General features: G+C 63.7%; 27 protein-coding genes and 1 pseudogene. 12 read left to right on the forward strand and 16 right to left on the reverse strand.

From position 1 onward, the window contains the following. Position 1: 1 nt before the first annotated feature. Positions 2-217 carry a tautomerase family protein gene (locus XH80_RS38240; RefSeq protein WP_271603072.1) on the forward strand — a complete coding sequence of 72 codons (216 nt, stop codon included), beginning with the start codon at positions 2-4 and terminating at the stop codon, positions 215-217. A 66-nt stretch (positions 218-283) separates the two neighbouring features. Then, complete coding sequence (locus XH80_RS38245) at positions 284-1162, forward strand: bifunctional helix-turn-helix transcriptional regulator/GNAT family N-acetyltransferase (RefSeq protein ID WP_271603073.1); 879 nt, start codon at positions 284-286, stop codon at positions 1160-1162. A 6-nt stretch (positions 1163-1168) separates the two neighbouring features. Here XH80_RS38245 and XH80_RS38250 read toward each other — a convergent pair whose 3' ends face one another. Both XH80_RS38250 and XH80_RS38255 read right to left on the reverse strand, forming a co-directional pair. Then, positions 1169-2395, reverse strand: a complete 1227-nt coding sequence (locus XH80_RS38250; RefSeq protein ID WP_271603074.1) for an MFS transporter — start codon at positions 2393-2395, stop codon at positions 1169-1171. 236 nt (positions 2396-2631) lie between these two features. After that, a complete protein-coding gene (locus XH80_RS38255; RefSeq protein WP_333932793.1) occupies positions 2632-2775 on the reverse strand; it encodes an alpha/beta hydrolase in 144 nt (47 codons plus the stop codon). Here XH80_RS38255 and XH80_RS38260 point away from each other — a divergent pair. Then, positions 2754-3166, forward strand: a pseudogene (locus XH80_RS38260) (Lrp/AsnC family transcriptional regulator). The gene XH80_RS38255 and the pseudogene XH80_RS38260 sit on opposite strands and share 22 nt — an antisense overlap. A gap of 20 nt (positions 3167-3186) precedes the next feature. On the opposite strand, the gene XH80_RS38265 reads toward XH80_RS38260, so the two are convergent. Both XH80_RS38265 and XH80_RS38270 read right to left on the reverse strand, forming a co-directional pair. Next, on the reverse strand, positions 3187-3777 hold the full coding sequence (locus XH80_RS38265) for a DUF308 domain-containing protein (protein WP_271603075.1): 591 nt from the start codon (positions 3775-3777) through the stop codon (positions 3187-3189). A gap of 98 nt (positions 3778-3875) precedes the next feature. Next, complete coding sequence (locus XH80_RS38270; protein WP_271603076.1) at positions 3876-4460, reverse strand: TetR/AcrR family transcriptional regulator; 585 nt, start codon at positions 4458-4460, stop codon at positions 3876-3878. Positions 4461-4537: 77 nt separating this feature from the next. On the opposite strand from XH80_RS38270, the gene XH80_RS38275 reads away from it, so the two are divergent. Together XH80_RS38275 and XH80_RS38280 are read left to right on the forward strand one after the other, a co-directional pair. Beyond that, positions 4538-5035, forward strand: coding sequence for a peptide deformylase (locus XH80_RS38275; RefSeq protein WP_271603077.1), 498 nt, complete (start codon positions 4538-4540; stop codon positions 5033-5035). A gap of 112 nt (positions 5036-5147) precedes the next feature. After that, on the forward strand, positions 5148-5561 hold the full coding sequence (locus tag XH80_RS38280; protein ID WP_271603078.1) for a GFA family protein: 414 nt from the start codon (positions 5148-5150) through the stop codon (positions 5559-5561). A gap of 72 nt (positions 5562-5633) precedes the next feature. Here XH80_RS38280 and XH80_RS38285 read toward each other — a convergent pair whose 3' ends face one another. From XH80_RS38285 to XH80_RS38295, 3 genes are read right to left on the reverse strand one after another with little or no spacing between them, the layout of a single operon-like run. Next, complete coding sequence (locus XH80_RS38285) at positions 5634-6152, reverse strand: hypothetical protein (protein WP_271603079.1); 519 nt, start codon at positions 6150-6152, stop codon at positions 5634-5636. Between the two features lie 12 nt (positions 6153-6164). Then, a complete protein-coding gene (locus XH80_RS38290; protein ID WP_271603080.1) occupies positions 6165-7010 on the reverse strand; it encodes an MFS transporter in 846 nt (281 codons plus the stop codon). Positions 7011-7036: 26 nt separating this feature from the next. Then, positions 7037-7402, reverse strand: coding sequence for a hypothetical protein (locus tag XH80_RS38295; RefSeq protein WP_271603081.1), 366 nt, complete (start codon positions 7400-7402; stop codon positions 7037-7039). Between the two features lie 209 nt (positions 7403-7611). Between XH80_RS38295 and XH80_RS38300 the strand changes: the two genes are divergently transcribed. Further along, positions 7612-8583 (forward strand): LysR family transcriptional regulator, encoded by a 972-nt coding sequence (locus XH80_RS38300; protein WP_271603082.1) that lies wholly within the window; start codon positions 7612-7614, stop codon positions 8581-8583. A gap of 14 nt (positions 8584-8597) precedes the next feature. Here the strand turns inward: XH80_RS38300 and XH80_RS38305 are convergent, their stop codons facing one another. After that, the gene (locus XH80_RS38305) at positions 8598-9479 is read right to left on the reverse strand and encodes an AraC family transcriptional regulator (protein WP_271603083.1); all 882 of its coding nucleotides are present in this window, start codon (positions 9477-9479) and stop codon (positions 8598-8600) included. A 274-nt stretch (positions 9480-9753) separates the two neighbouring features. Between XH80_RS38305 and XH80_RS38310 the strand changes: the two genes are divergently transcribed. After that, entirely contained in the window at positions 9754-10146 is a 393-nt protein-coding gene (locus XH80_RS38310; protein ID WP_271603084.1) for a VOC family protein, read from the forward strand. 50 nt (positions 10147-10196) lie between these two features. On the opposite strand, the gene XH80_RS38315 is transcribed toward XH80_RS38310, so the two are convergent. The 6 genes from XH80_RS38315 to guaA form a co-directional block, all read right to left on the reverse strand. Then, positions 10197-10634: a type II toxin-antitoxin system VapC family toxin gene (locus XH80_RS38315; RefSeq protein WP_271603085.1), complete on the reverse strand. Its 438-nt coding sequence runs from the start codon at positions 10632-10634 to the stop codon at positions 10197-10199. 3 nt (positions 10635-10637) lie between these two features. Next, entirely contained in the window at positions 10638-10880 is a 243-nt protein-coding gene (locus XH80_RS38320) for a type II toxin-antitoxin system Phd/YefM family antitoxin (protein WP_271603086.1), read from the reverse strand. 160 nt (positions 10881-11040) lie between these two features. Then, entirely contained in the window at positions 11041-11217 is a 177-nt protein-coding gene (locus XH80_RS38325; protein WP_271603087.1) for a hypothetical protein, read from the reverse strand. Between the two features lie 168 nt (positions 11218-11385). Next, a complete protein-coding gene (locus XH80_RS38330; protein ID WP_271603088.1) occupies positions 11386-11520 on the reverse strand; it encodes a hypothetical protein in 135 nt (44 codons plus the stop codon). A 45-nt stretch (positions 11521-11565) separates the two neighbouring features. Beyond that, entirely contained in the window at positions 11566-12468 is a 903-nt protein-coding gene (locus XH80_RS38335; RefSeq protein WP_271603089.1) for an HNH endonuclease, read from the reverse strand. 53 nt (positions 12469-12521) lie between these two features. Beyond that, entirely contained in the window at positions 12522-14120 is a 1599-nt protein-coding gene (guaA, locus tag XH80_RS38340) for a glutamine-hydrolyzing GMP synthase (RefSeq protein WP_271603090.1), read from the reverse strand. A 148-nt stretch (positions 14121-14268) separates the two neighbouring features. On the opposite strand from guaA, the gene XH80_RS38345 reads away from it, so the two are divergent. The 3 genes from XH80_RS38345 (at position 14269) to XH80_RS38355 (ending at position 15614) form a co-directional block, all read left to right on the forward strand. Further along, entirely contained in the window at positions 14269-14640 is a 372-nt protein-coding gene (locus tag XH80_RS38345) for a nuclear transport factor 2 family protein (protein WP_271603091.1), read from the forward strand. Between the two features lie 169 nt (positions 14641-14809). After that, positions 14810-15142 (forward strand): DHCW motif cupin fold protein, encoded by a 333-nt coding sequence (locus XH80_RS38350; protein ID WP_271603092.1) that lies wholly within the window; start codon positions 14810-14812, stop codon positions 15140-15142. A gap of 262 nt (positions 15143-15404) precedes the next feature. Further along, positions 15405-15614 carry a cold-shock protein gene (locus tag XH80_RS38355; protein WP_027532363.1) on the forward strand — a complete coding sequence of 70 codons (210 nt, stop codon included), beginning with the start codon at positions 15405-15407 and terminating at the stop codon, positions 15612-15614. 212 nt (positions 15615-15826) lie between these two features. Here XH80_RS38355 and XH80_RS38360 read toward each other — a convergent pair whose 3' ends face one another. Next, the gene (locus XH80_RS38360; protein ID WP_271603093.1) at positions 15827-17128 is read right to left on the reverse strand and encodes an RsmB/NOP family class I SAM-dependent RNA methyltransferase; all 1302 of its coding nucleotides are present in this window, start codon (positions 17126-17128) and stop codon (positions 15827-15829) included. Positions 17129-17162: 34 nt separating this feature from the next. After that, the gene (locus XH80_RS38365) at positions 17163-17585 is read right to left on the reverse strand and encodes an MAPEG family protein (RefSeq protein WP_057758099.1); all 423 of its coding nucleotides are present in this window, start codon (positions 17583-17585) and stop codon (positions 17163-17165) included. A 158-nt stretch (positions 17586-17743) separates the two neighbouring features. Here XH80_RS38365 and XH80_RS38370 point away from each other — a divergent pair, with 158 nt between their 5' ends. Further along, on the forward strand, positions 17744-18361 hold the full coding sequence (locus XH80_RS38370) for an acriflavin resistance protein (RefSeq protein WP_271603094.1): 618 nt from the start codon (positions 17744-17746) through the stop codon (positions 18359-18361). Between the two features lie 68 nt (positions 18362-18429). Then, positions 18430-19272 carry a metallophosphoesterase family protein gene (locus XH80_RS38375; protein WP_271603095.1) on the forward strand — a complete coding sequence of 281 codons (843 nt, stop codon included), beginning with the start codon at positions 18430-18432 and terminating at the stop codon, positions 19270-19272. Positions 19273-19361 lie beyond the last annotated feature (89 nt).

Here is a 19361-nt window from a genome sequence, read left to right on the forward strand (position 1 = left end):
CATGCCTTTCGCCAACATCAAGATCCCGCAAGCCGCGCTGTCGCGGAGCCAGAAGACCGAGATCGTGCACCGCCTCACCGCACTGTTCGCCGAGTATTTCGGTGAAGCGGCGCGGCCGCACACGATGGTCCTGATCGAGGAAGTCCCCGACGGCGGCTATGGGCGCGCCGACGAGGTGTTCATCGTTCCCGACGCTTATCGCGCCAGCGACGCATGACGCAGCAGTCGCTTCGTCAAGCGAAGCCAGGTTGACCGCGACACGATACCTGACTAAAGTCAGATAATGCTCGATCCGGTTTCCCGCGTCCGCCGCTTCAACCGCGCCGTGACCTCCGCCGTTGGCGCGCTCGATACGTCCTTCCTCGGGCGCGGGCGGCCGCTCGGAGCGGCGCGTGTGCTCAACGCGATAGGACATGGGCGCTCCGAAATCGGCGAGATCCGCGATTATCTCGGCCTCGATTCCGGGTTGATGAGCCGGCTGTTGCGCAGCCTGGAAGACGAAGGCCTGATCGAGACGCACGCGCATGAGGATGATGCGCGGCGCCGCGTTGCGAGTCTGACGCGCGCGGGCAAGCGCGAGTTCGCAGCCTATGAAGACTTGTCGAACAGTCAGGCCGAAGGGTTTCTCGCCCGCAATTCGCAACGCGAGGCACTGCTGGCGGCGATGGATCTGATCGCCTCCGCGCTGACACGCGACCGCATCGCGCTCACCGAAATGGACCCGCGCAGCGACGAGGCCCGCTATTGCCTGGCCGAGTATTACGCCGAGCTCGGCCGCCGCTTCCAACAGGGTTTTGACGTTTCGCTCTCGCGCGATCCTGACGCCAAGGACATGCGCCGGCCGCGCGGCAGCTTCATCGTCGCGGTGTCGGACACGCTGCCGATCGGCTGCGTCGGCCTGAAGGGCACCGATCACGGCTACGCCGAGATCAAGCGGCTCTGGGTCGCTCCTTCCGCGCGCGGCCTGGGGCTCGGCAAACGCCTGATGGATGCAACTGAAGATGCCGCGCGCACGCTCGGCATCAGTCTGTTGCGGCTCGACACCAACAGCGCACTGCCGGAAGCCGGCCGACTCTACCGCACCACCGGCTGGCGCGAGATCCCGCGCTTCAACGACGACCCGTATCCGGATCTGTTCTTCGAAAAACAGATCCGGTCGTAGAGTTCGTCACGCCGCGACCGGTGCCGGCTCAGGCGCGGCTTGCGGCTTCGGGAACGGGCGGAACGTCATCGCCATCAGGAACGCGCCGAGGCCCATCGCCCAAGAGCCGATATAGAGCCAGGCGTAGCTGGAGAAGGCGTCGTAGATCATGCCGCCGGCAAGCGGGCCGGTCGCCATGCCGAGGCTGCCGGCCATCGCGGTGCCGCCGATCACGGTGCCCATCATGCGCAGCGGAAAGTTTTCGCGGACGATCACCGCATAGAGCGGCATGGTGCCGGCATAGATGAAGCCGAACACCATCGCGACCGCGTAGAAGGTCGTGAGCTGATGGGCGAAGACATAGGCGAGTGCGCCGAAGGCTTGCGCGAGCAGGCCCGAGACCAGCACGCGCTTGGCACCCAAACGATCGCCCATCAGGCCGAAGGCGATGCGGCCACCGAGGCCGGCGAGACCCTCGACGCTGTAGATCGTCACGGCCGAGATCAGCGGAATGCCGCAGCTCACGGCATAGCTGACAGTGTGGATGATCGGGCCGGAATGGGTGGCACAGCAGAAGAAATTGGTGGCGAGCAGGATCAGGAATTGCGGCGAGCGCAGCGCTTCGCTCCTGGTCATTTCGGCCTGCGCGCCGCCCCCGCCCGCTGCCGCCATCGGCGGATTTGCAAGCGCGGGCGGACGGCGCACCAGCAGCGCGACCGGAATCATGATGGCGCCGACCACCAGGGACACGATCTGCATCGCGGTGCGCCAGTCATGGTGGGACACCAGCCAGGCCGCGAGCGGCGCCATCGTCATCGGCGCCACGCCCATGCCCGCCGACACCAGCGACACCGCAAGGCCGCGATGGGTGTCGAACCAGCCGGTGACGGTCGCCATCATCGGTGCGAAGATGGCGGCGCAGGAGGCGCCCACCAAGAGGCCGAACACGAACTGGAACGCGATCAGCGAGGTGGCGTGGCTCGCGGCGAACAGGCTCAGCGCCAGTACCGTCGATCCGGTCAGCACCACCGGCAGCGGCCCGAATTTGTCCGTCAGCGTGCCCCAGATCATGCTGCTGAATGCCATCGCCAGGAAGCCGATGGTCATCGCGCTGGAGATGCCCGTCACCGACCAGCCGGTGTCCTTGGCGATCGGCTGCAGGAACACCGGCAGCGAAAACATGGCGCCGATGGCGACGCATCCGAGCACGCCGCCGGCGGCGACGATCACCCAGCGATAGTTGGAAGCAGACATTTTTGTCTCCCGTCAGGTCTGTCTGGGTGGAAGACGATTGGGAACGGCGAAAGCAGACAGAGGGAGCCTGATTTATTTCCCGGGTTCTCGCGAGCTGTGACCGCGTATAGTTCCGCAACAAGCACCTTTGGCCCGCCCTGCCCGCACGGCATACGGGCTGGCGGCAGATGTCAGGAAGGTCCCGCAGGCCGAAAACAACCCCATGCACAGTAGACGGCCGCAGCGGGATCAGTGACTTACGACCCAGTCATCCGCGCGCGAAATTCCTTGAGGATCCGACGCCCTTCCGGCCAGTCACCGAGGTTGCTCGCGCCATTGATGTGGCCGTTGGCATCGATGTTGACGAGCTCGCTGCCCCATTGCGCGGCCCTCGCCTGCACGTAGGACCGAATTGGGACGCAAGGTCGGCCTGTCGCAGCCGGCCACCTCGGAGCGGCTGAAGCGGCTCGAGGAGCGCGGGATCATCAGGGCTTATCGCGCGGTTGTCGATCCCGCCTCGGTCGGCCTCAACATGATCGCGATCATCCGCCTGCGGACGACGCACGAGCACATCAGGGCCTGCCTGAGGCAATTCGCCGAGATGCCCGAGATCATCGAAGTGCTGAGGCTGCCGGCGAGGATTGCTTTCACCTCAAGGTGATCGTGCCTTCGCCCGCGGAGCTCGAGGGCATTGTCGATGCGATCGCCCGATACGGTTCTGTCACCACCGCCATCGTGCTGCGGAGCGAACCGCCGAAGCGTATCGGGCGCGAGCTGATCCAGAGAGGCTAGCGCTCGACACTTCGATCGCATCACCCCTGCTGCATCCGCCTGGCGCGGCGGCGCCAGTCGCTGACGGTGAGCCAGGCCGCCGAGACCAGGAAGTAGAGCGCGCCGACCGCGGCATACCCGGCGACGTCAGCGATCGACGGAACTGCCGGCATCGTTGCCTGAAAGATGAAGAAGCCGCCCGCCAGGGCTGACTGACCACCGCTGAGCACCATGGCCCACTGCGCACCAAAACGCCTCCAGCGATGCAGCGCGGTTCCCAGCTGGAGCAATCCGGACAGAATCGCCCAGGCCCCGAAGACGCCTAGTACCCCGTTCATGCTCATCTGCAATGCGACGAGGACCGCGACAGTGGTCGCGAGGCTGACCAGAACGTTCAGCGCCTGCGTGCGGTTTTGCGAGAGGCCGCCGCTGCGCAAGGCGTCCACGAAATTCGCCGCGGCGTCCCATGCCGGATAGAGCACGAGCAAGCCGCCGGCGATCGCCGGAGATGACCGTGCAACGGCAAACGCAGCAACCACCCAGGCGACAGAGAACGCCGCCCGGATGAAGTAGTACTGTTTGAGCCATTGCCCGTGATCGTCGCGAACCGGATCCATTTGATGATGAGCCACTGACTTCTCCTTTACCTACTAGTTGGTAGCCTTACGCGCGACAGGGAGCGTCCGCCCGGCATGCGTGCCGGGCGCCGTTGTCGCCTCGCCGATCTCTCTCAACGCTTTGTGGCCAGCCGCTCCAATAGCGGCGCGGTGATCACACCGAACATTTTGGGATCGCCATAGGCGCGCGCCGACAGCATCGCGCCGTGGATGGTCGCCATGAATCCTTCAGCCTCGATCTTCGCTGCGCTGGCGAGATGCAGCTGCCCCTTCCGCCTGCCGCGCTCCATCACCGAGGCCAGCCACGAGGCCAGCGCACGGAAATGCGCGCGGACCTCCAGCGCAACCTCCTCCGGCAGGATCGGGAGCTCGCTGGCCAACAGCGCACAGACGCAGAAGGGTGCCGTCGCATCGCTGATGCACGCCGCCCAGTACCCGACATAGCTTTTGAGCTGGTCGCGAGGGTCCGTAACATTGCGCTCGAGCGCCGCCAGCCCGGCCTCGGCCTCCGCGCGATAGCGTGACACCAGGGTGCGGACCAGATCGACCTTGCTAGCAAAGTGATGGTGGATGCTCGGCTTGCGGATGCCGACGACTTCGGCGACATCGGCATAGCTGAAGCCGTTATAGCCGCCCGCGATGATCAGGGTGCGGGCGCAGGCCAGAATGTCGTCGGCGGTAGAGGAAGGGTTGGTCATGGGAGTTAGCTACCTTCTAGTTGGTAGACCGTCAAGAACGGGATGCTTCAACCATCCGTGAGTGGTAGGAGCCTTGAATGACCATTCGTCCCATCGTCCGCTACCCCGACCGCCGGCTCGCCATGCCCGCCCGCCCCGTCACCGCTTTCGACGACGGCTTGCGCGCGCTTGCAGCGGATTTGCTCGACACCATGCGCGCCGCGCCCGGGATCGGCATCACGGCGCCGCATATCGGCGTGCCTCTGCGCGTGGTGGTACTTGAGCTCGACGCCAAGGCGGGGCCGCAGACCTACGTCAATCCCGAGATCGCCTGGGCCTCGCCCGAGATGATCATGCATCGCGAAGGCAGCGTCTCGATGCCCGGCGTCAATGACGAGGTGCAGCGCCACGCGCGCGTGCGGATCAATTATCGGGATCTCGACGGCATCCCGCAGACCGAGGAGTCGCAGGCTTTGCGCGCCGTCTGCCACCAGCATGAGATCGATCAGCTCGACGGGATATTCTGGATCCAGCGGCTGTCACGGCTGAAGCGCGAGCGGCTGGTGAAGAAGTTCGAGAAGATGTCGCGCGGGTGAGCGCGCAGTCCAGGATCGAGCCTGTTTGAACCGGCGCCGGCCGTTCGATGTGGAGAACGTGTCCGGGCTGATATGATGGCAATCCGTCGACTTCTTCGCGGGAGAGTGACGAATGAATTTTTCCGGCCGCTGCGCCTGCGGCGCGGTTCGCTACACCATTGCTGCCGCGCCGATCCGCGGCTTTCAGTGCCAGTGCACGGACTGCCAGCGCGATACCGGAAGCGGCCACAGCTCGGTCCTGGTGTTCGCGCGCCAGGCCGTTTCCGTAACGGGCGCGGTGCGCGAAATCGCACGCACCGCGGACAGCGGCGCCGTCAAGCGCAAAGGCTTTTGTCCGAACTGCGGTTCGCCCATCTACAACAAGCCGGAGGAGAAGCCTGACTACATCGGCATCTATGTCGGCACATTGGACGATGCAAGCACGTTCAAGCCGTCCGTCGTGCTGTTCTGCTCGCGCGGCTATGCCTGGGACTACCTCGATCCCGAACTGCCAAAGCTGCCGGAATGGCATCCGGGATCGAGATAGCGGCTTCGAAGCAACCGTTCCGCGCTCGGCCGCTTCGCGCGGGTGAATCGCCGGCCAAAGGCCGGCTTCGGCTCAAGCCGCCCCGGCCAGCGCCACCGCATCGGTGCCGACCCGAGGGCGCGCCAGAAGATAGAATGCGGTGATATGCGTGATCATCAGCAGCGGCACATAGATGATCGGGATCGCATAGGTTGAGGCAAACCATTCCGCATGTGCGGCAAGGCCGGACTGGATGGCGTCGTAGTAATCGACGATGATGTCGACCGCTCCTGCGAGATTGAAGGCGACGACGAACAGCCAGAACAGCGCGCGTATCCTCACCGTGAGAAGCGCCAGCATGGCGAGCACCCCGGTCGCGAAGTCGCCCCAGGCGGCAAAGGTGGCAAAGCTTGCCGGCAGGTCCGGGCTGACGACGCCGGGAAGGATGAAGACGAGCCCGAAGAAGCGGAAGCTGTGCAGCGTTGCGATGGCGCGGTGCGCCTCGAGCCTGTCCATCACCTTGAGTCGGGGCCAGACATACGCGCCGAAGCAAAGCAGCCAGGCGACATAACCAAGGATGAGATGTGTCCGGAACAGAGTTTCTGTCGTCATTTTGGTCTCCGATCAGATTGCGACATCGCGGGCCCGGCTGCGGCGACGCAGCTGGCGCAACGACAGGGCGTGCAGCAGGATCGAGCTCGGCACCACGAAAGCCGGGGTCAGCACATTTGGATAATTGTCCAGTCCAACGTTCGGACCTTGGGGAATGATCAACTGGAACGGGCCGGGCGTGATGAGCATCCCCAAGGTGATCGCGACGACGAAATCCGCGATGCCGAAGATGTTCCAGAGGATCGCCGCTTTGCGCCCCTCGGCCGTCCTTGCTGCCAAGGCCGTCGCCGCCGTCACGGCGAACAGGCCGGTCAGCACATCGCCGGTTCCTGCCGGCAGTGCCCACAGGCCGGGGAGCAGCCCAAGCAGCCAGTACGCGAGCCATTGGCTGCCGACGATTCGATAAAGCTGCAGGGCGACCAGCCAATTCGTCGGCATGGCATCGAGCAACTGCCCCACCCGCTTCGACAACAGCAACAGCGGAGCGCCTGTCACGACCGGCAGGAAGATCGCCGCCGGCAGCAACGGCAATTGAGAGTAGCCCGTGCGAAAGACCCCGTTGATCGCCGCAGACCAGGCGGCGGCAGCCCATAGCGTGAAGGGCACCATGATCGCGAGCCAGGTCGTGCGCCGCTGGCCGGGCGCGAGGTCGGTGCGTTCGAGGCCGAGCCACGCGCCGAGCACGATGAGTCCATAGGTCGCCAGCCGGGCCGCAAGGGCTGGAACGCCGCTCTGCAGAAGCACGGGTTGCGCGCAGAGCAACCAGATCCACAGTGCCGTGAGCGGGACGGTCCAGAGGAGGCTGTCCCAGGCGCGAAGCGGCGGGACGATCGCAGCGGAAGCAGCTTCTGATGTCATCGGCCGTCCTCCCTCCCAGTCTCTCCCTATTGCCGACGCTCGGGATTGGCCATCAGCAGCCGAAGCGGCATCAGCGGACCGATGGCGATGTATTCGTGGTCCATCAGATCCTGCTTGGCCAATGGGAGGTCTTCCATGATCGCCTTCGCCGCGGCGACATCCCTGACATCGAGGACGAAAACAACTCCGCGTCCATCGCCGCGCGAATACCACTGGCGAATTTTCCCACCGAGATAGAGCTGCACGGTCTCCTGGATTTCAGCCGGCATGACCGCCATGACCTGCTCGCGCGCGACGCCCGCTTTCGCGGTCAGGATGACCATCACGCCGGTGATCGTGGGCGCGAAGGCTTGCGGGGCGGATTGCGCCTGGGCAACGGATGGTTCGGTCATGGAAGTCGCTCCCATCAGGGTTAGAGTGAGCATGACGACAAGTTTGCGCATCAACGTCATCGGTCTCGTCTCCCGGAGCACTGCGGTCATCTCTGCTTCTCCGAGATGACGCTGATGTCGCATGTCCGCCATCGGCGATGCTCCTGATCTGCGCGCCAGAGATACGATCGATTGTCGCCAGCGACTATTCGGGATAATGTTGACGGGCTATGAAGCAGAACTTCACAGTCAGGCAAGGCGCGCTCGACGGCGTGGAAGCATTCCTGAGCGTCGCCCAGCACCGCAATTTCCGCCGGGCGGCCGCAGAGCTCGGCGTGACGCCCTCCGCCATCAGCCAGGCGGTCCGTACGCTGGAGGCGCGTGTCGGCGCAGCCCTGTTCATACGCACGACACGCAGCGTCGGCCTGACCGAGGCCGGCGCGCAGTTCCTGTCGCGCGCCAAGCCCGCTTTCGAGGAGCTCCTTGCTGCGAGCAACGTTGCGCGCGATCTTGGACAGCGGCCGTCAGGATTGTTGCGTCTCACAGTGCCGCGCGCGGTGGTGCCGATCCTGCTGGAGCCGCTGATCGCCTCCTTCTGCCAGGCTTATCCCGAGGTCGAGGTGGAGATCTCCGCAGCCGAGGAATTGGTCGACCTCGCGGCACGAGGGTTTGATGCCGGGGTCCGGATGGGCCAGTTCGTCGCCTCCGACATGGTCGCGGTCCGGCTGACGCCTCCCTTCCCGTTCGTGGTCGTCGGCAGTCCGGACTACCTGCGCCGACACAAGCGGCCCGAACGGATCGACGATTTGCGCCAGCACGCCTGCTTGCGCATTCGCCGCAGCAACGGATCGATCGCGCCCTGGTCCTTTGTCGATGGCAACAAGACCATTGAGGCGATCGTCTCGGGACCGCTGATCGCGCACGATTTTCCCACCATGCTTGGCGCAGCCGTGGAAGGCATGGGCCTTGCGCAAGTCCCCGCGCCGATCGCCGCCAACCTAGTGAAGACGGGAAAGCTGGTGCAGGTCCTGAAATCGTTCGCGCCAACGACGCCGGGCGTGTTTCTCTACTATCCCAGCCGCCATCAGATGATGCCGAAGCTGCGCGCCTTCATCGATCACGTGAAAGGCCGCCAGGTCGCGGCCGGAAAAACGCGCGGCCACGCCGATGACGGGCGCACGCGCGGGACGAAACCGCGCTGACGCGGGGAAGCGCGCTATTTCAGCGGCAGAAACACGTCGGCTTCAGTCTCATGCTCCGGCACTTCAGGAAAGAAGCTCAGCCGCTGGCAATAGATCGGGAAATCGCGCGCTTCCTCGCCGCTCGACGGAAGCCAGTCGCGATAGAGATAGAGCGCCGCGGGCTCCAGATTGTCGGTGTAGCCGACGACGCGGAGCACCGCGCAGCGCCCGCCGGGAATCTCGCCTACCTTGATCTCTTCGCCATCAGCCTCGATCGGCTGGTCGGTGCCGACGCAAAGGTCCGTGCAGTAAGCGGCCGGCGAGGACGGACGCCGTTCGGAGCGCCAGACAGTGAAGGTCGGACTTGTCCGGGGATTCAGCCCGGCGGCCTTGCGCCAGGCGATGAACCGCCTGACAGTGTCGCCGAGCCTTGCCGGGTCGCCCCGATGCTCCATGATCGCCACCCGCGTGGGGGGCACATCGCGGATCATCACGTCGTCGGTGGTATAGCTTGTCTTCATGAGCTTGCTCCTCGCTTCGTCGAGAGGCCCGAAGGCCACAAGCCACGGCTCCCATTCGGGCGCGTTGCGGAACGACGACGGCGATTGCCCGAACCGTTGCCGAAAGGCGCGGGCGAAGGCGTCAGGTGCATCGTAACCGGCATCCATCGCAATGTCGGTGACGCTGTCAGCGTCACTGTAGGCCAGCAGGTAGGACGCGCGCTTCATGCGGGCCAGCTGGACATAGCGATGCACGGACAATCCGAAGATCGCCGTGAACTGCCGATGGAAATGAAACCGCGAGAACGCGGCAACGCCGCTCAGGGTTTCCAGATCCAGATCGGCGTCGAGATGCCGGTCGATATAGTCCAGCACCCGCCGCATCCGGTCCTGATAGTTTCGCAGCGCCGCCGTCATCGTCGTTCCTTTCGTGGCGGCATGAGTTAGGCCGGAGTGGCCGCGAGGCGCTCGACCGATCTTGCGGTTTTGAGCACACTGTCGTCGCCCGGCTCGACCGGGCGACCCAGTACGCCGCGGCGTCTCGATTCAACCACGATCGTCTCTGGAATACTGGATCGCCCGACTAAATCGGGCGATGACAGCGAGCGTCTGGCAGCAGGGCAACCTGCATCTTTTCTTCCAATAGGCTATCCTTTGTCAAAAGACCGCCTGGTCGATCGAGGCCCCTCTCATGAACAGCTTGGACAATCTGGAGTGCGTGACCCTGTTCGTCGCCGACCTCGCCCGCACGAGGGCATTCTACGAGGCCGTGTTCGACGCGAGGCCGATCTATTCCAATGCCGTCTGCAGCGTGATCCGGCTCGGCGGCGTCATGGTCAATCTGCTGCAGGCGACGGAGGCGCCGCAGCTGGTGCAGCCGGTGGTGCCGGCCCCTTCAAGCGCTGGGCCTCGCATGCTCATGACCATTCGCGTCGCCGATGTCGATGCGGCCTGCGCGAGACTCCGGCAAAGCGGCGTGGAACTGGTCAACGGCCCCATCGATCGCCCGTGGGGTCGTCGCACCGCCGCCTTTGCCGACCCATCCGGCCATATGTGGGAGATCGCGCAGGAGATTGGTTCGTAGAGGCCCGCGCGGCGCACATCCGACGCAAGTGCCGGCCACTTGCGCACAGATCAGGGTAATGGAATTTTGCTGAATGGATCGAGCACAGGAACGCCCAGCGGCTCGAAGTGCCTGACATTGCGCGACAGGATCGTCAGCGCGTGCTGGCGCGCCGTGGCGGCAAAGATGATATCGGCAAATCCGGGCGCATGCCCCTGCCCGCGAGCCCGGTCAGATAACTCTCCCGCAAGCCGCGCGGCCGCCGTGTCGAACGGCAGAATTCGGTCGCCATAGAGATGCAACACGGCATCAAGCCATTGCGCCAAGTCCTTGCTTCTGCGCGTGGCCTTCTCGCGCCGCAGCTTGGCAATTCCGTCCTCGACTTCCGCAATCGTCACGGCAGACAAGAACAACGAGGCGGATTGCGCGTCCATCCATTCGATCAGCGCCGCAGGCGCTAGCCGGTTCGGCGAGACCGCGGATATGACGTTGGTATCGACGAGATACACGTCTCAAAAATCGTTCTTGCGCATCTTGGAACGATTGCGCGCCGGCAGATCTCCTGCCCTCACCGGGGCTGCCATCAACAGACGTCCGAAGCTCGGGACCTGCGACAGCCGGCGCCATTCCTCGTAGCTCAAGACCACGGCCTGCTTCTTGCCGTGGCGCGTAATCACGGCCGGCTTGCCGTCGATTGCCTCGTCGACGACAGCGGAGAGGTTGGCCTTGGCATCACGAAGCTGGATTTCGCGCATGGAGTACCTTTATGACCACAGTAGTCATATACCAAAATTTGCGGACAATTCAAGCTAGCACTCGTAGGGCATATTAGTAGCGTCCTATCCAGAATTATCGCTCGCGCGTGGGAACACGCGGGCTAGCGCGTTTTGCGGTACCCTGTCACGAAAGGCGAGACTATGAGGCGAGCCCAGCCTTTGCTCGCGCAACGATCACGTCCCAATTCGTCTCCTCGCCGGTGGCCAGCTCGATCTTGAAATAGCTGTCGTGGTGGCCGGTATACGCCGGAAGCGCCTTAGGCCCATGGGCACGCCACGCTTGGGCGAACCATTGCTCCAGAAGCTCTGAAGCCACTTCCCCCGGTTCAATCTCCTCGTATTTCTCATCATCGTAAATTTCGGAGGGAACGACGACCGTCCGGCCCTTGAGAAACCAGTGCCCTCCCGGTCCACAGGTTCGCCATCGGCATCCATCGCCCCCATTGCTACAAAAAACTCATCGCTAAACTCTGACGCGTCGTACTCAATCAGCAGGAAGCTCGTCTCCCTTCCCATGGCATTCTGCGATCATCTCCATCTCTTTATTCGGTTGAGGCGTGATCTCCTGAAAGTGCAGCCGTACCCGTTCGACGAATTCCTTCTTTTCGCCCTCACCCATGCAACCCCTCCGCTACTGGAGCAAAGCGATACCCATCAATCCGACTCATTGCTTGAAGCAGTTCTCGCGGTGCCATTTCAAGAAGTGCGGATGAGGTCGATCCGACGGCCTTCTCGGCTCAAGAGCACGACCGCTCTTGTTGATGACCGATCGGACTTCCTCCAGATCGTTTGTCTGACGCGATATCAGTATTTCGAGATCATCTGCCAGGCTGATCAAACCACGGTCGAACATCCAATGAGCCGTACCTGAGAGAGCGATCCCGTTGCTAACGATGTCCGGCCCGTTTGCCTCCACAGGCCGAATATGCGCCGCCGCAACTTCTGCGCGCCCCATTCCGTTGATAAGCTTCAATCCGGTAATTGCGCAGCGCTCATCATAGGCACGCAGCACAACCCGGCGAAATACGCGATCGCGCAGAACTCTGGATACGGTAAGGCTGACGCGATCCCTTTGCTGCTCGAATATGAAGGGAGCCTGCTCTCTTTCATCGAGTTGAGCCAACCGAACATCAGTATCAAGACGGGGTAGCAGCGGCGCCTCTTCCGCAAAACCAAGTTCGAATATTCTGTTGAAATCTTCGGGAGAGATTGGGCGGACTGCCGACTGAGCGCGGCCAGAAATTCGCCCCTGCTCGTTCAGGACACCGCTTTCCACAGGACCAGCTGGCCCGTTGAAAGAGACAGGATTGGCAAAATCGAGATAAGTCCCGGGCTCGATCAGCGCGAGATACATTCCCGAAGCACCGGGATCAGGAACAACTCGCTGAACCCGGGCAATCGCAAAGTAGCCGCGTGTCTCGGCCACCTTGCTCGGCTCGTAGTAGATTATCCAATCGCCAACGCAGGCCTCAACGCGGCGGAGATACTGGCCGGGAAACTGATATCGTTCAGCAGGGCTGTCATCATAGATCGAGTCCGATCGATGGATGAATACCCCAAATCCCATGATCTACGCGGCGCCGTCTCTACGAAGCGCTAGGGATTCAATAAGCACTGAACCTACTCCCACTCAATCGTCCCCGGCGGCTTGCTGGTCACGTCGTACACCACCCGGTTCACGCCCTTCACCTCGTTGATGATGCGCGTGGCGGTCTCGCCCAGAAACTTCATGTCGAAGGGGTAGAAGTCCGCGGTCATGCCGTCGGTGGAGGTGACGGCGCGCAGGCCCACGACATAATCATAGGTGCGGCCGTCGCCCATGACGCCGACGGTCTTGACGGGGAGCAGCACGGCGAAGGCCTGCCAGATCTCGTCGTAGAGGCCGTGCTTGCGGATCTGGTCGATGTAGACCGCGTCGGCCTTGCGCAGGATGTCGAGCTTGTCCTTCGTGATCTCGCCGGGGCAGCGGATGGCGAGGCCCGGGCCCGGGAACGGGTGGCGGCCGACGAAGATTTCGGGCAGGCCGAGCTCGCGCCCTAACTTGCGGACCTCGTCCTTGAACAGCTCGCGCAGCGGCTCGACGAGCTTCATGTTCATGCGCTCGGGCAGACCGCCGACATTGTGGTGCGACTTGATGGTGACCGAGGGGCCACCGGTGAAGGAGACGCTCTCGATCACGTCAGGATAGAGCGTGCCTTGCGCGAGGAAGTCGGCGCCGCCGATTTTCTTGGCCTCCTGCTCGAACACCTCGATGAAGAGGCGGCCGATGGTCTTGCGCTTGGTTTCGGGATCGGTGACGCCTTCGAGCTCGCCCAAAAATTGCTTGGACGCGTCCACGTGCACGAGCGGGATATTGTAGTGGTGGCGGAACAGGTCGACCACCGTCTTGGCCTCGTCAAGACGCAGCAGGCCGTGATCGACGAACACGCAGGTGAGCTGGTCGCCAATGGCTTCGTGGATCAGCACGGCCGCAACGGCGGAATCGACGCCGCCGGAGAGGCCGCAGATCACCTTGCCCTTGCCGACCTGCTGGCGGATTTTTGCGATCTCCTCCTCGCGGAAGGCGCGCATGGTCCAGTCGCCGGTGAGGCCGGCTATCTTGCGCACGAAATTGCGGATCAGCTTGGCGCCGTCGGGCGTGTGCACCACTTCGGGGTGGAACATCAGGCCGTAATATTTGCGCGTCTCGTCCTGGATGATCGCGAAGGGCGCGTTCGGCGAGGTGCCGGCAACGGAGAAGCCCGGCGGCATCTTGGTGATGCGGTCGCCATGGCTCATCCAGACCTGGTTCTTGCTGCCTGAAGTCCAGACGTCCTCGAACAGCTTGCTGTCGGCCTTGACCTCGACATCGGCGCGGCCGAATTCGCGGTGATGGCCGCCCTCGACCTCGCCGCCGAGCTGGGCCGCCATGGTCATCTGGCCATAGCAGATGCCCATCACGGGCACGCCGGAGGCGAAGATCGCTTGCGGGGCGCGGGGCGAGCCGGCCTCATGCACCGACTCCGGCCCGCCGGAGAGGATCACCGCTTTCGGCTTCATCTCCTTGAAGGCGGTGTCCGCCTTGTTGAACGGGACGATCTCGCAATAGACGCCGTCCTCGCGCACGCGACGTGCGATCAGCTGCGTCACCTGGCTGCCGAAGTCGACGATGAGAATCTTGTCGTGCGCCGAGGCCACCGAAGGCGTCGACGCGGAGCGGTCGTTCTGTGCTGCTGTCATGGCAAGCCAATACGCGATGAGCCCCCGGCCCGCAACCGCGCGTCTGCGCGCGCCCACATGCTTCTTTGGGCATGGACAAATGGATATAGGTAAGTATTATTGACCTAATTTGCCCCGCCACGAAGCAGGGCCAATCAGGGAGAACGCCATGTCGAAATTTCATCCGCCATCAGCGCTCGCCGCGCTCGGCCGCACCTGGGTCGAGGCCTGGAACGCGCGCGATCTCGAGCGCGTGCTCGCGCTCTATGACGATGCCACCGTGATGACCTCGGACCGCATCCCCGCGATGGGGTTCGATGCCAGCGGCACCGTGCGCGGCAAGGACGCGTTGCGCGCCTATTGGAGCAAGGCGCTGGGGCTGCTGCCGGAGCTGCACTTCTCGCTCATCGAATTGTTCGTCAGCCCGGACAGCGTGGTGGTGTTTTACCAGAACGAGCGGGGCAAGAAGATCTGCGAGTATTTGCGGGTGAACGATGCGGGGCTGATCGTGCAGGGATCGGCGAACCATCTGCCGCATTGAGTGCTGCTCCCGTTCATTGCGAGCGCAGCCCTCGTAGGGTGGGCAAAGGCGCGCTTGCGCCGTGCCCACGATCTCTTTCAAGATCGCAGAGAGAACGTGGGCACGCTTCGCTCTGCCCACCCTACGGGGCGAACACAGACACCGCCGGCATCAAAACAGGATCCTCCCCATGAAACTGCCCACCTCGCCCTTCACCGTAACCGACTGGAGCAAGGTCGAAGCCACCACGCACCCCGGCGAGACCGGGCACGCGCTGTGGCGCACGCTGAACATTGGCGATCTCCGCGTGCGGATGGTGGAGTATTCGCCGGGCTATCTCGCCGATCATTGGTGCGATCGTGGGCACGTGCTCTACGTGCTCGCAGGCGAGCTCGACAGCGAGCTGCGCGACGGGCGCAAGTTCAAGCTGACGCCTGGGATGAGCTACCAGGTCTCGGATTTCGGCGATGCCGCGCATCGCTCGTCGACATCAGTGGGCGCGACGCTCTTCATCGTGGATTGATGGAACTATGGATTTAGTGTGCAGCGCAAAATAGCAAAGTGGTGGCGGCTCGCTGTCCACGGGCACTGCCTTGCTCTGGCCCCATTATTTCGCTAGATTGTGAACCATCGATCCTTGGCCGAACGACTGGGCCGCGACGCCTCATTTCCAATGGGCGAGCACGTTTCAGGTATTTCTCCAAAATCGACCAATCGGGACGAAGGGCGCGAAGATTCGCGCTTCAATCCCCCTGAGTGCATCGTCAATTGAAAAGGAAATGACTATGGCAATGGGCACCGTGAAGTGGTTCAACAACCAAAAGGGCTTTGGCTTCATCCAGCCGGATGACGGCGCAAAGGACGTCTTCGTTCACATCAGCGCCGTCGAGCGCGCTGGCCTGTCGACCCTCAACGAGGGCCAGAAGGTTTCGTTCGACATCGTCGCGGACCGCCGCAGCGGGAAGTCCTCGGCCGACAACCTCCGCGCCGGCTAGTCGCCGCGCTGACGCTCTGACCACGGACGTACCGGCAGAGTGTTGAGACAAGAAACCCCGCGACCGGGATCCGGTTCGCGGGGTTTTTGTTTGCGCTGTCATTTCGGGGCTCGCGACGCGGGAGCCCGGAATCCATTGATCCGCAAAGTATGCCGCGCGATGGATTCCAGGCTCGCGCCGGATGGCGCCCCCCGGAATGACGGCGGAACGGATCAGCCGACCTTTTTCAGAACGGACACGAAGAACCCATCCGTGCCGGTGCGCCTTGGCGTCATCAGCCAGCCCTCAGGCGATTGCAGCGCGGCTGCCGCAAACGCCTCGGCCTTGTCCCAGAGCACGCTTGCGGTCTGCTCCGGCGGCACGACTGCAAACTCCGGATGCCCGGCGATGAAGGCCCTCACCTGCTCGCCGTTCTCTTCCGTCAGCACCGAGCAGGTGATGTAGGCGATGCGGCCACCCTGCTTCACCAGCGGAACTGCCCGCGCGAGCACCTCGGCCTGATCTTTCAGGCGGATCTCGAGCGCACCCGGCCGCATGCGCCATTTGGCATCGGGGTTGCGGCGCCAGGTTCCGGTTCCCGTGCAGGGCGCATCGATGACGACGAGGTCGGCGGTGGCGCTGATGTCTTGAAGCGGATCGGCCTCGCCCTTGGGCGTGCGGACGTCGGCATTGTGAACGCCGGCGCGCGACAGGCGCTCGTGGATCGGCACGAGCTGACGCTTGTCGCGGTCGGTGGCGATGAGCCGGCCCTTGCCCTGCATCAGCGCGGCGAGCGCCAGCGTCTTGCCGCCGGCGCCGGCGCAGAGATCAATCACCTGCTCGCCCGGCTTTGCCGCGGTGAACAGGGCCGCAAGCTGCGATCCTTCATCCTGCACTTCAATGCCGCCCTTGATGAAGTCCTCTTCCGCCTGGATGCCGGGGTTGCGCGCATCGGCCGAAAGCTCGATGCGAAGGCCGTTTGGCGACCAGGGCGTCGGTTTCGCATGAAGATGAGCAAGCGCCTTCAGCACCTTGTCGCGATTGGATTTTAGCGTGTTGACGCGCAGGTCCAGCGGCGCCCGGCTCGCCATCGCCACCGCCTCCGCCGCGCGGTCCTCGCCGAACACTTTTGCCAGATGGGAATCGAGCCATTCGGGATAGTCGCCAGCGATCGCGGCGGGCGCATCCTTGAGGGAGCGATGGCTGAGCGCCGCCTGCTCGGCGTCCGTCAGCGGCGCCGGCGCAAACCGGCTGCCGTCGAACATCGCGGCCATGGTGGCGGTGTCCATGTTGCGCTCCAGGCGAAGCATGCCGATCAGGCGGGCACGGGCGGTGTCGGAATCCATCAGGAACGCACTCGACGCGTAGCGGCGCAGCACGTCCCAGACCAGGCCGGCAATGGCGGCGCGGTCGCCGGAGCCGGCAAAGCGGTGCGCGGTGCCCCACTCTTTCAAAGCCTTGGCCGCGGGCACGCGGTCCTTCTCGATGATGTCGATCACTTCGATGGCTGCGGACAGCCGGGCAGCGGGAGTCATTTGCATCTTTCAGGTGAGATCGGACCAGCAAGGGTCAGATCAACAACAGGATTTTCAGTGCGAAGTAGATCCACATCGCCAGCAGCACGAGCACGCCGGCGAGCCAGACCGTGGAGCGGCGGCCGAGATCGTTCGAGGTGACGAACACGCCGGCATGGGCAAAGCGGCTCACCACGAACACCCAGGACATCAGCACGATGAAGAGATCGGCATGGCGCAGCGGCAGCGCCAGTGCGATCAGGGCGTAGAACAGCACCGGCAGCTCGAACTGGTTGCGGTAGCAATTGGCGATTTGTGTGGCGCCCTTCGGCCAGTTCGGCTCGCCCAGCGCGATGTCGCGGATCTTGGTCTCGCCCGAGACCAGCGCCTTCCGGCGCCCGAACACCATGCCGATCAGCAGCGCGAAGGTGAGCCCGATCTGCACGAAAACAGGCAGCAGGACCATTTGAACTGACATCGGAACTTTCCCGTCGATCGCGGCATGCCGCGGACCGTCATTAGCCGCGACTTCTCGCGCTGACAATCAGGGAGTTGAACCGGCGTTCCCGATTCCGCGACCAACCACCGATTGTTAAAGCGATTTTGCCCCATTGCGGGCCCTCGAGGCGAGCCGCCATGAACATCCTGTCCAGCCTTTGGACCGACTCCGCCGACGCCCAGCTCGGCATCTGGATGTCGGCGCTCTCAGGCGTCGCGGCGGCGCTCGCCGTCGCGCTGGCGATGACGGTCTATTTCCGCCTCGCCTACCGCACCTGGCGCGACGTCGCCAGGCACGGACTGGCGATGCTCGCGGCAGCAGCCCTGCTCGCGTTCGTTGCCTTCGACATGCGTCACGCCGCGCTGGCTTTTCTCGGCCTCAACCCGTCCAAGCCGGCGGTGGAGTTCGAGATCCGGATGCCGCGCGAAATCCTGACGGCCGTATCCGGCGACACCCAGATCGAGCTGCACACCGACCGCAACCAGACCCTCGCGCTGGTCGACAGCGTCGACGACCTCACCGATGGACGCGCGGTGCTGCGCGGCGCGGTCGTCCTCACCCATCGCACCGCCGACCGCATGCTGGTGGTGAACCTGCCGGGCAAGGGCACGTTCGAGTTCCGCCTGCGCCTGCCCGCCGAGCCGCATCGCACCGAGCAGTTCGGGCCCTGGCATCTCGCCGACCGCATCGCCTTGCCGCTCGCAAGCGGCATCGCGCAGCAGGATGCCTACTCGATCCGTTATCGCGTGCTTTAAACTTTGTTTCATCACGGATTTTGCGCTGATGTCATCGTTCCGACGTTTGGCCGCGCGATAGTTCGCGCATGTCCGAATTTCGCATCACGCAGATTTCCGACACGCATCTCGGCCGCCGCTTTCCCGGCCTGATCGCGAATTTCCAGGCGGTCAGCGAGCACATCGATGCAAGCCGGCCCGATCTCGTCATCAACACCGGCGATGTATCGTTCGACGGGCCGAGCAGCCGCGACGATGTCGAATTCGCGAAGAGCCTGCACGCCGCCCTGCCCGTCGACTGTCGCTACATCCCCGGCAATCACGATATCGGCGACAACCCGACCGCGCTTGGGCCGGCGCCGAAGCCGCCGGTCAGCGAGGCGCAGCGCCAGCAATTCCGCGACATCATCGGCGAGGACCATTGGTCGTTCGAAGCCGCCGGCTGGCGCTTCATTGGCCTCAACTCGCTGGTGATGAATTCAGGGCTCGCGTTCGAGGCCGAGCAGTTCGACTGGCTCGCTTCGGAGATCGCTGGTGTCAACGGCAGGCCGGCCGCGCTGTTCATCCACAAGCCGCTGTTTCTCAGCCTGCCCGAAGATCCTGAGCTTCCGGACACCTCGATCCGCTACGTGCCGCAGCCGGCGCGCGCGCAGCTGATCGACATGTTCGGGCCCGTCGATCTCCGCTTGATCGCCAGCGGTCATGTGCACCAGCGCCGCGACTTTACGTTCCGCCATATCAGGCATGTCTGGGCGCCGTCGGTCGGCTTCAAGATCAACGATTCACGCCAGGACCGGATCGCGATCAAGGAGACCGGCCTCGTCGAGTACCGCTTCGCGTCAGACAGTTTTGAAGCCCGCCACATCCGCGCGCCGGACCAGGTCGATATCGATATTGACGAGGTCCTCGCCCAGATGGGCGGCGAGGACTAGCTTAGCCGGCGGGCACCTTTCCTTACCTCAATACCCTATCGCACCAAATTTGACCTCGGGATGCTCATTTTTGGCAGATGACAACGTTG

This window comes from Bradyrhizobium sp. CCBAU 45384 (genome assembly GCF_028128665.1).
Lineage (GTDB): Bacteria > Pseudomonadota > Alphaproteobacteria > Rhizobiales > Xanthobacteraceae > Bradyrhizobium > Bradyrhizobium manausense.

What these genes read in the sequence shown, in the direction of transcription:
- XH80_RS38240 (WP_271603072.1), top strand. Translation starts at nt 2, where the DNA reads ATGCCTTTCGCCAACATCAAGATCCCGCAAGCCGCGCTGTCGCGGAGC.
- XH80_RS38245 (WP_271603073.1), top strand. Translation starts at nt 284, where the DNA reads ATGCTCGATCCGGTTTCCCGCGTCCGCCGCTTCAACCGCGCCGTGACC.
- XH80_RS38250 (WP_271603074.1), bottom strand. Translation starts at nt 2,395, where the DNA reads ATGTCTGCTTCCAACTATCGCTGGGTGATCGTCGCCGCCGGCGGCGTG.
- XH80_RS38270 (WP_271603076.1), bottom strand. Translation starts at nt 4,460, where the DNA reads ATGACCAACCCTTCCTCTACCGCCGACGACATTCTGGCCTGCGCCCGC.
- XH80_RS38275 (WP_271603077.1), top strand. Translation starts at nt 4,538, where the DNA reads ATGACCATTCGTCCCATCGTCCGCTACCCCGACCGCCGGCTCGCCATG.
- XH80_RS38280 (WP_271603078.1), top strand. Translation starts at nt 5,148, where the DNA reads ATGAATTTTTCCGGCCGCTGCGCCTGCGGCGCGGTTCGCTACACCATT.
- XH80_RS38285 (WP_271603079.1), bottom strand. Translation starts at nt 6,152, where the DNA reads ATGACGACAGAAACTCTGTTCCGGACACATCTCATCCTTGGTTATGTC.
- XH80_RS38290 (WP_271603080.1), bottom strand. Translation starts at nt 7,010, where the DNA reads ATGACATCAGAAGCTGCTTCCGCTGCGATCGTCCCGCCGCTTCGCGCC.
- XH80_RS38295 (WP_271603081.1), bottom strand. Translation starts at nt 7,402, where the DNA reads ATGACCGAACCATCCGTTGCCCAGGCGCAATCCGCCCCGCAAGCCTTC.
- XH80_RS38300 (WP_271603082.1), top strand. Translation starts at nt 7,612, where the DNA reads ATGAAGCAGAACTTCACAGTCAGGCAAGGCGCGCTCGACGGCGTGGAA.
- XH80_RS38305 (WP_271603083.1), bottom strand. Translation starts at nt 9,479, where the DNA reads ATGACGGCGGCGCTGCGAAACTATCAGGACCGGATGCGGCGGGTGCTG.
- XH80_RS38310 (WP_271603084.1), top strand. Translation starts at nt 9,754, where the DNA reads ATGAACAGCTTGGACAATCTGGAGTGCGTGACCCTGTTCGTCGCCGAC.
- XH80_RS38320 (WP_271603086.1), bottom strand. Translation starts at nt 10,880, where the DNA reads ATGCGCGAAATCCAGCTTCGTGATGCCAAGGCCAACCTCTCCGCTGTC.
- XH80_RS38330 (WP_271603088.1), bottom strand. Translation starts at nt 11,520, where the DNA reads ATGGGTGAGGGCGAAAAGAAGGAATTCGTCGAACGGGTACGGCTGCAC.
- XH80_RS38335 (WP_271603089.1), bottom strand. Translation starts at nt 12,468, where the DNA reads ATGGGATTTGGGGTATTCATCCATCGATCGGACTCGATCTATGATGAC.
- guaA (WP_271603090.1), bottom strand. Translation starts at nt 14,120, where the DNA reads ATGACAGCAGCACAGAACGACCGCTCCGCGTCGACGCCTTCGGTGGCC.
- XH80_RS38345 (WP_271603091.1), top strand. Translation starts at nt 14,269, where the DNA reads ATGTCGAAATTTCATCCGCCATCAGCGCTCGCCGCGCTCGGCCGCACC.
- XH80_RS38350 (WP_271603092.1), top strand. Translation starts at nt 14,810, where the DNA reads ATGAAACTGCCCACCTCGCCCTTCACCGTAACCGACTGGAGCAAGGTC.
- XH80_RS38355 (WP_027532363.1), top strand. Translation starts at nt 15,405, where the DNA reads ATGGCAATGGGCACCGTGAAGTGGTTCAACAACCAAAAGGGCTTTGGC.
- XH80_RS38360 (WP_271603093.1), bottom strand. Translation starts at nt 17,128, where the DNA reads ATGACTCCCGCTGCCCGGCTGTCCGCAGCCATCGAAGTGATCGACATC.
- XH80_RS38365 (WP_057758099.1), bottom strand. Translation starts at nt 17,585, where the DNA reads ATGTCAGTTCAAATGGTCCTGCTGCCTGTTTTCGTGCAGATCGGGCTC.
- XH80_RS38370 (WP_271603094.1), top strand. Translation starts at nt 17,744, where the DNA reads ATGAACATCCTGTCCAGCCTTTGGACCGACTCCGCCGACGCCCAGCTC.
- XH80_RS38375 (WP_271603095.1), top strand. Translation starts at nt 18,430, where the DNA reads ATGTCCGAATTTCGCATCACGCAGATTTCCGACACGCATCTCGGCCGC.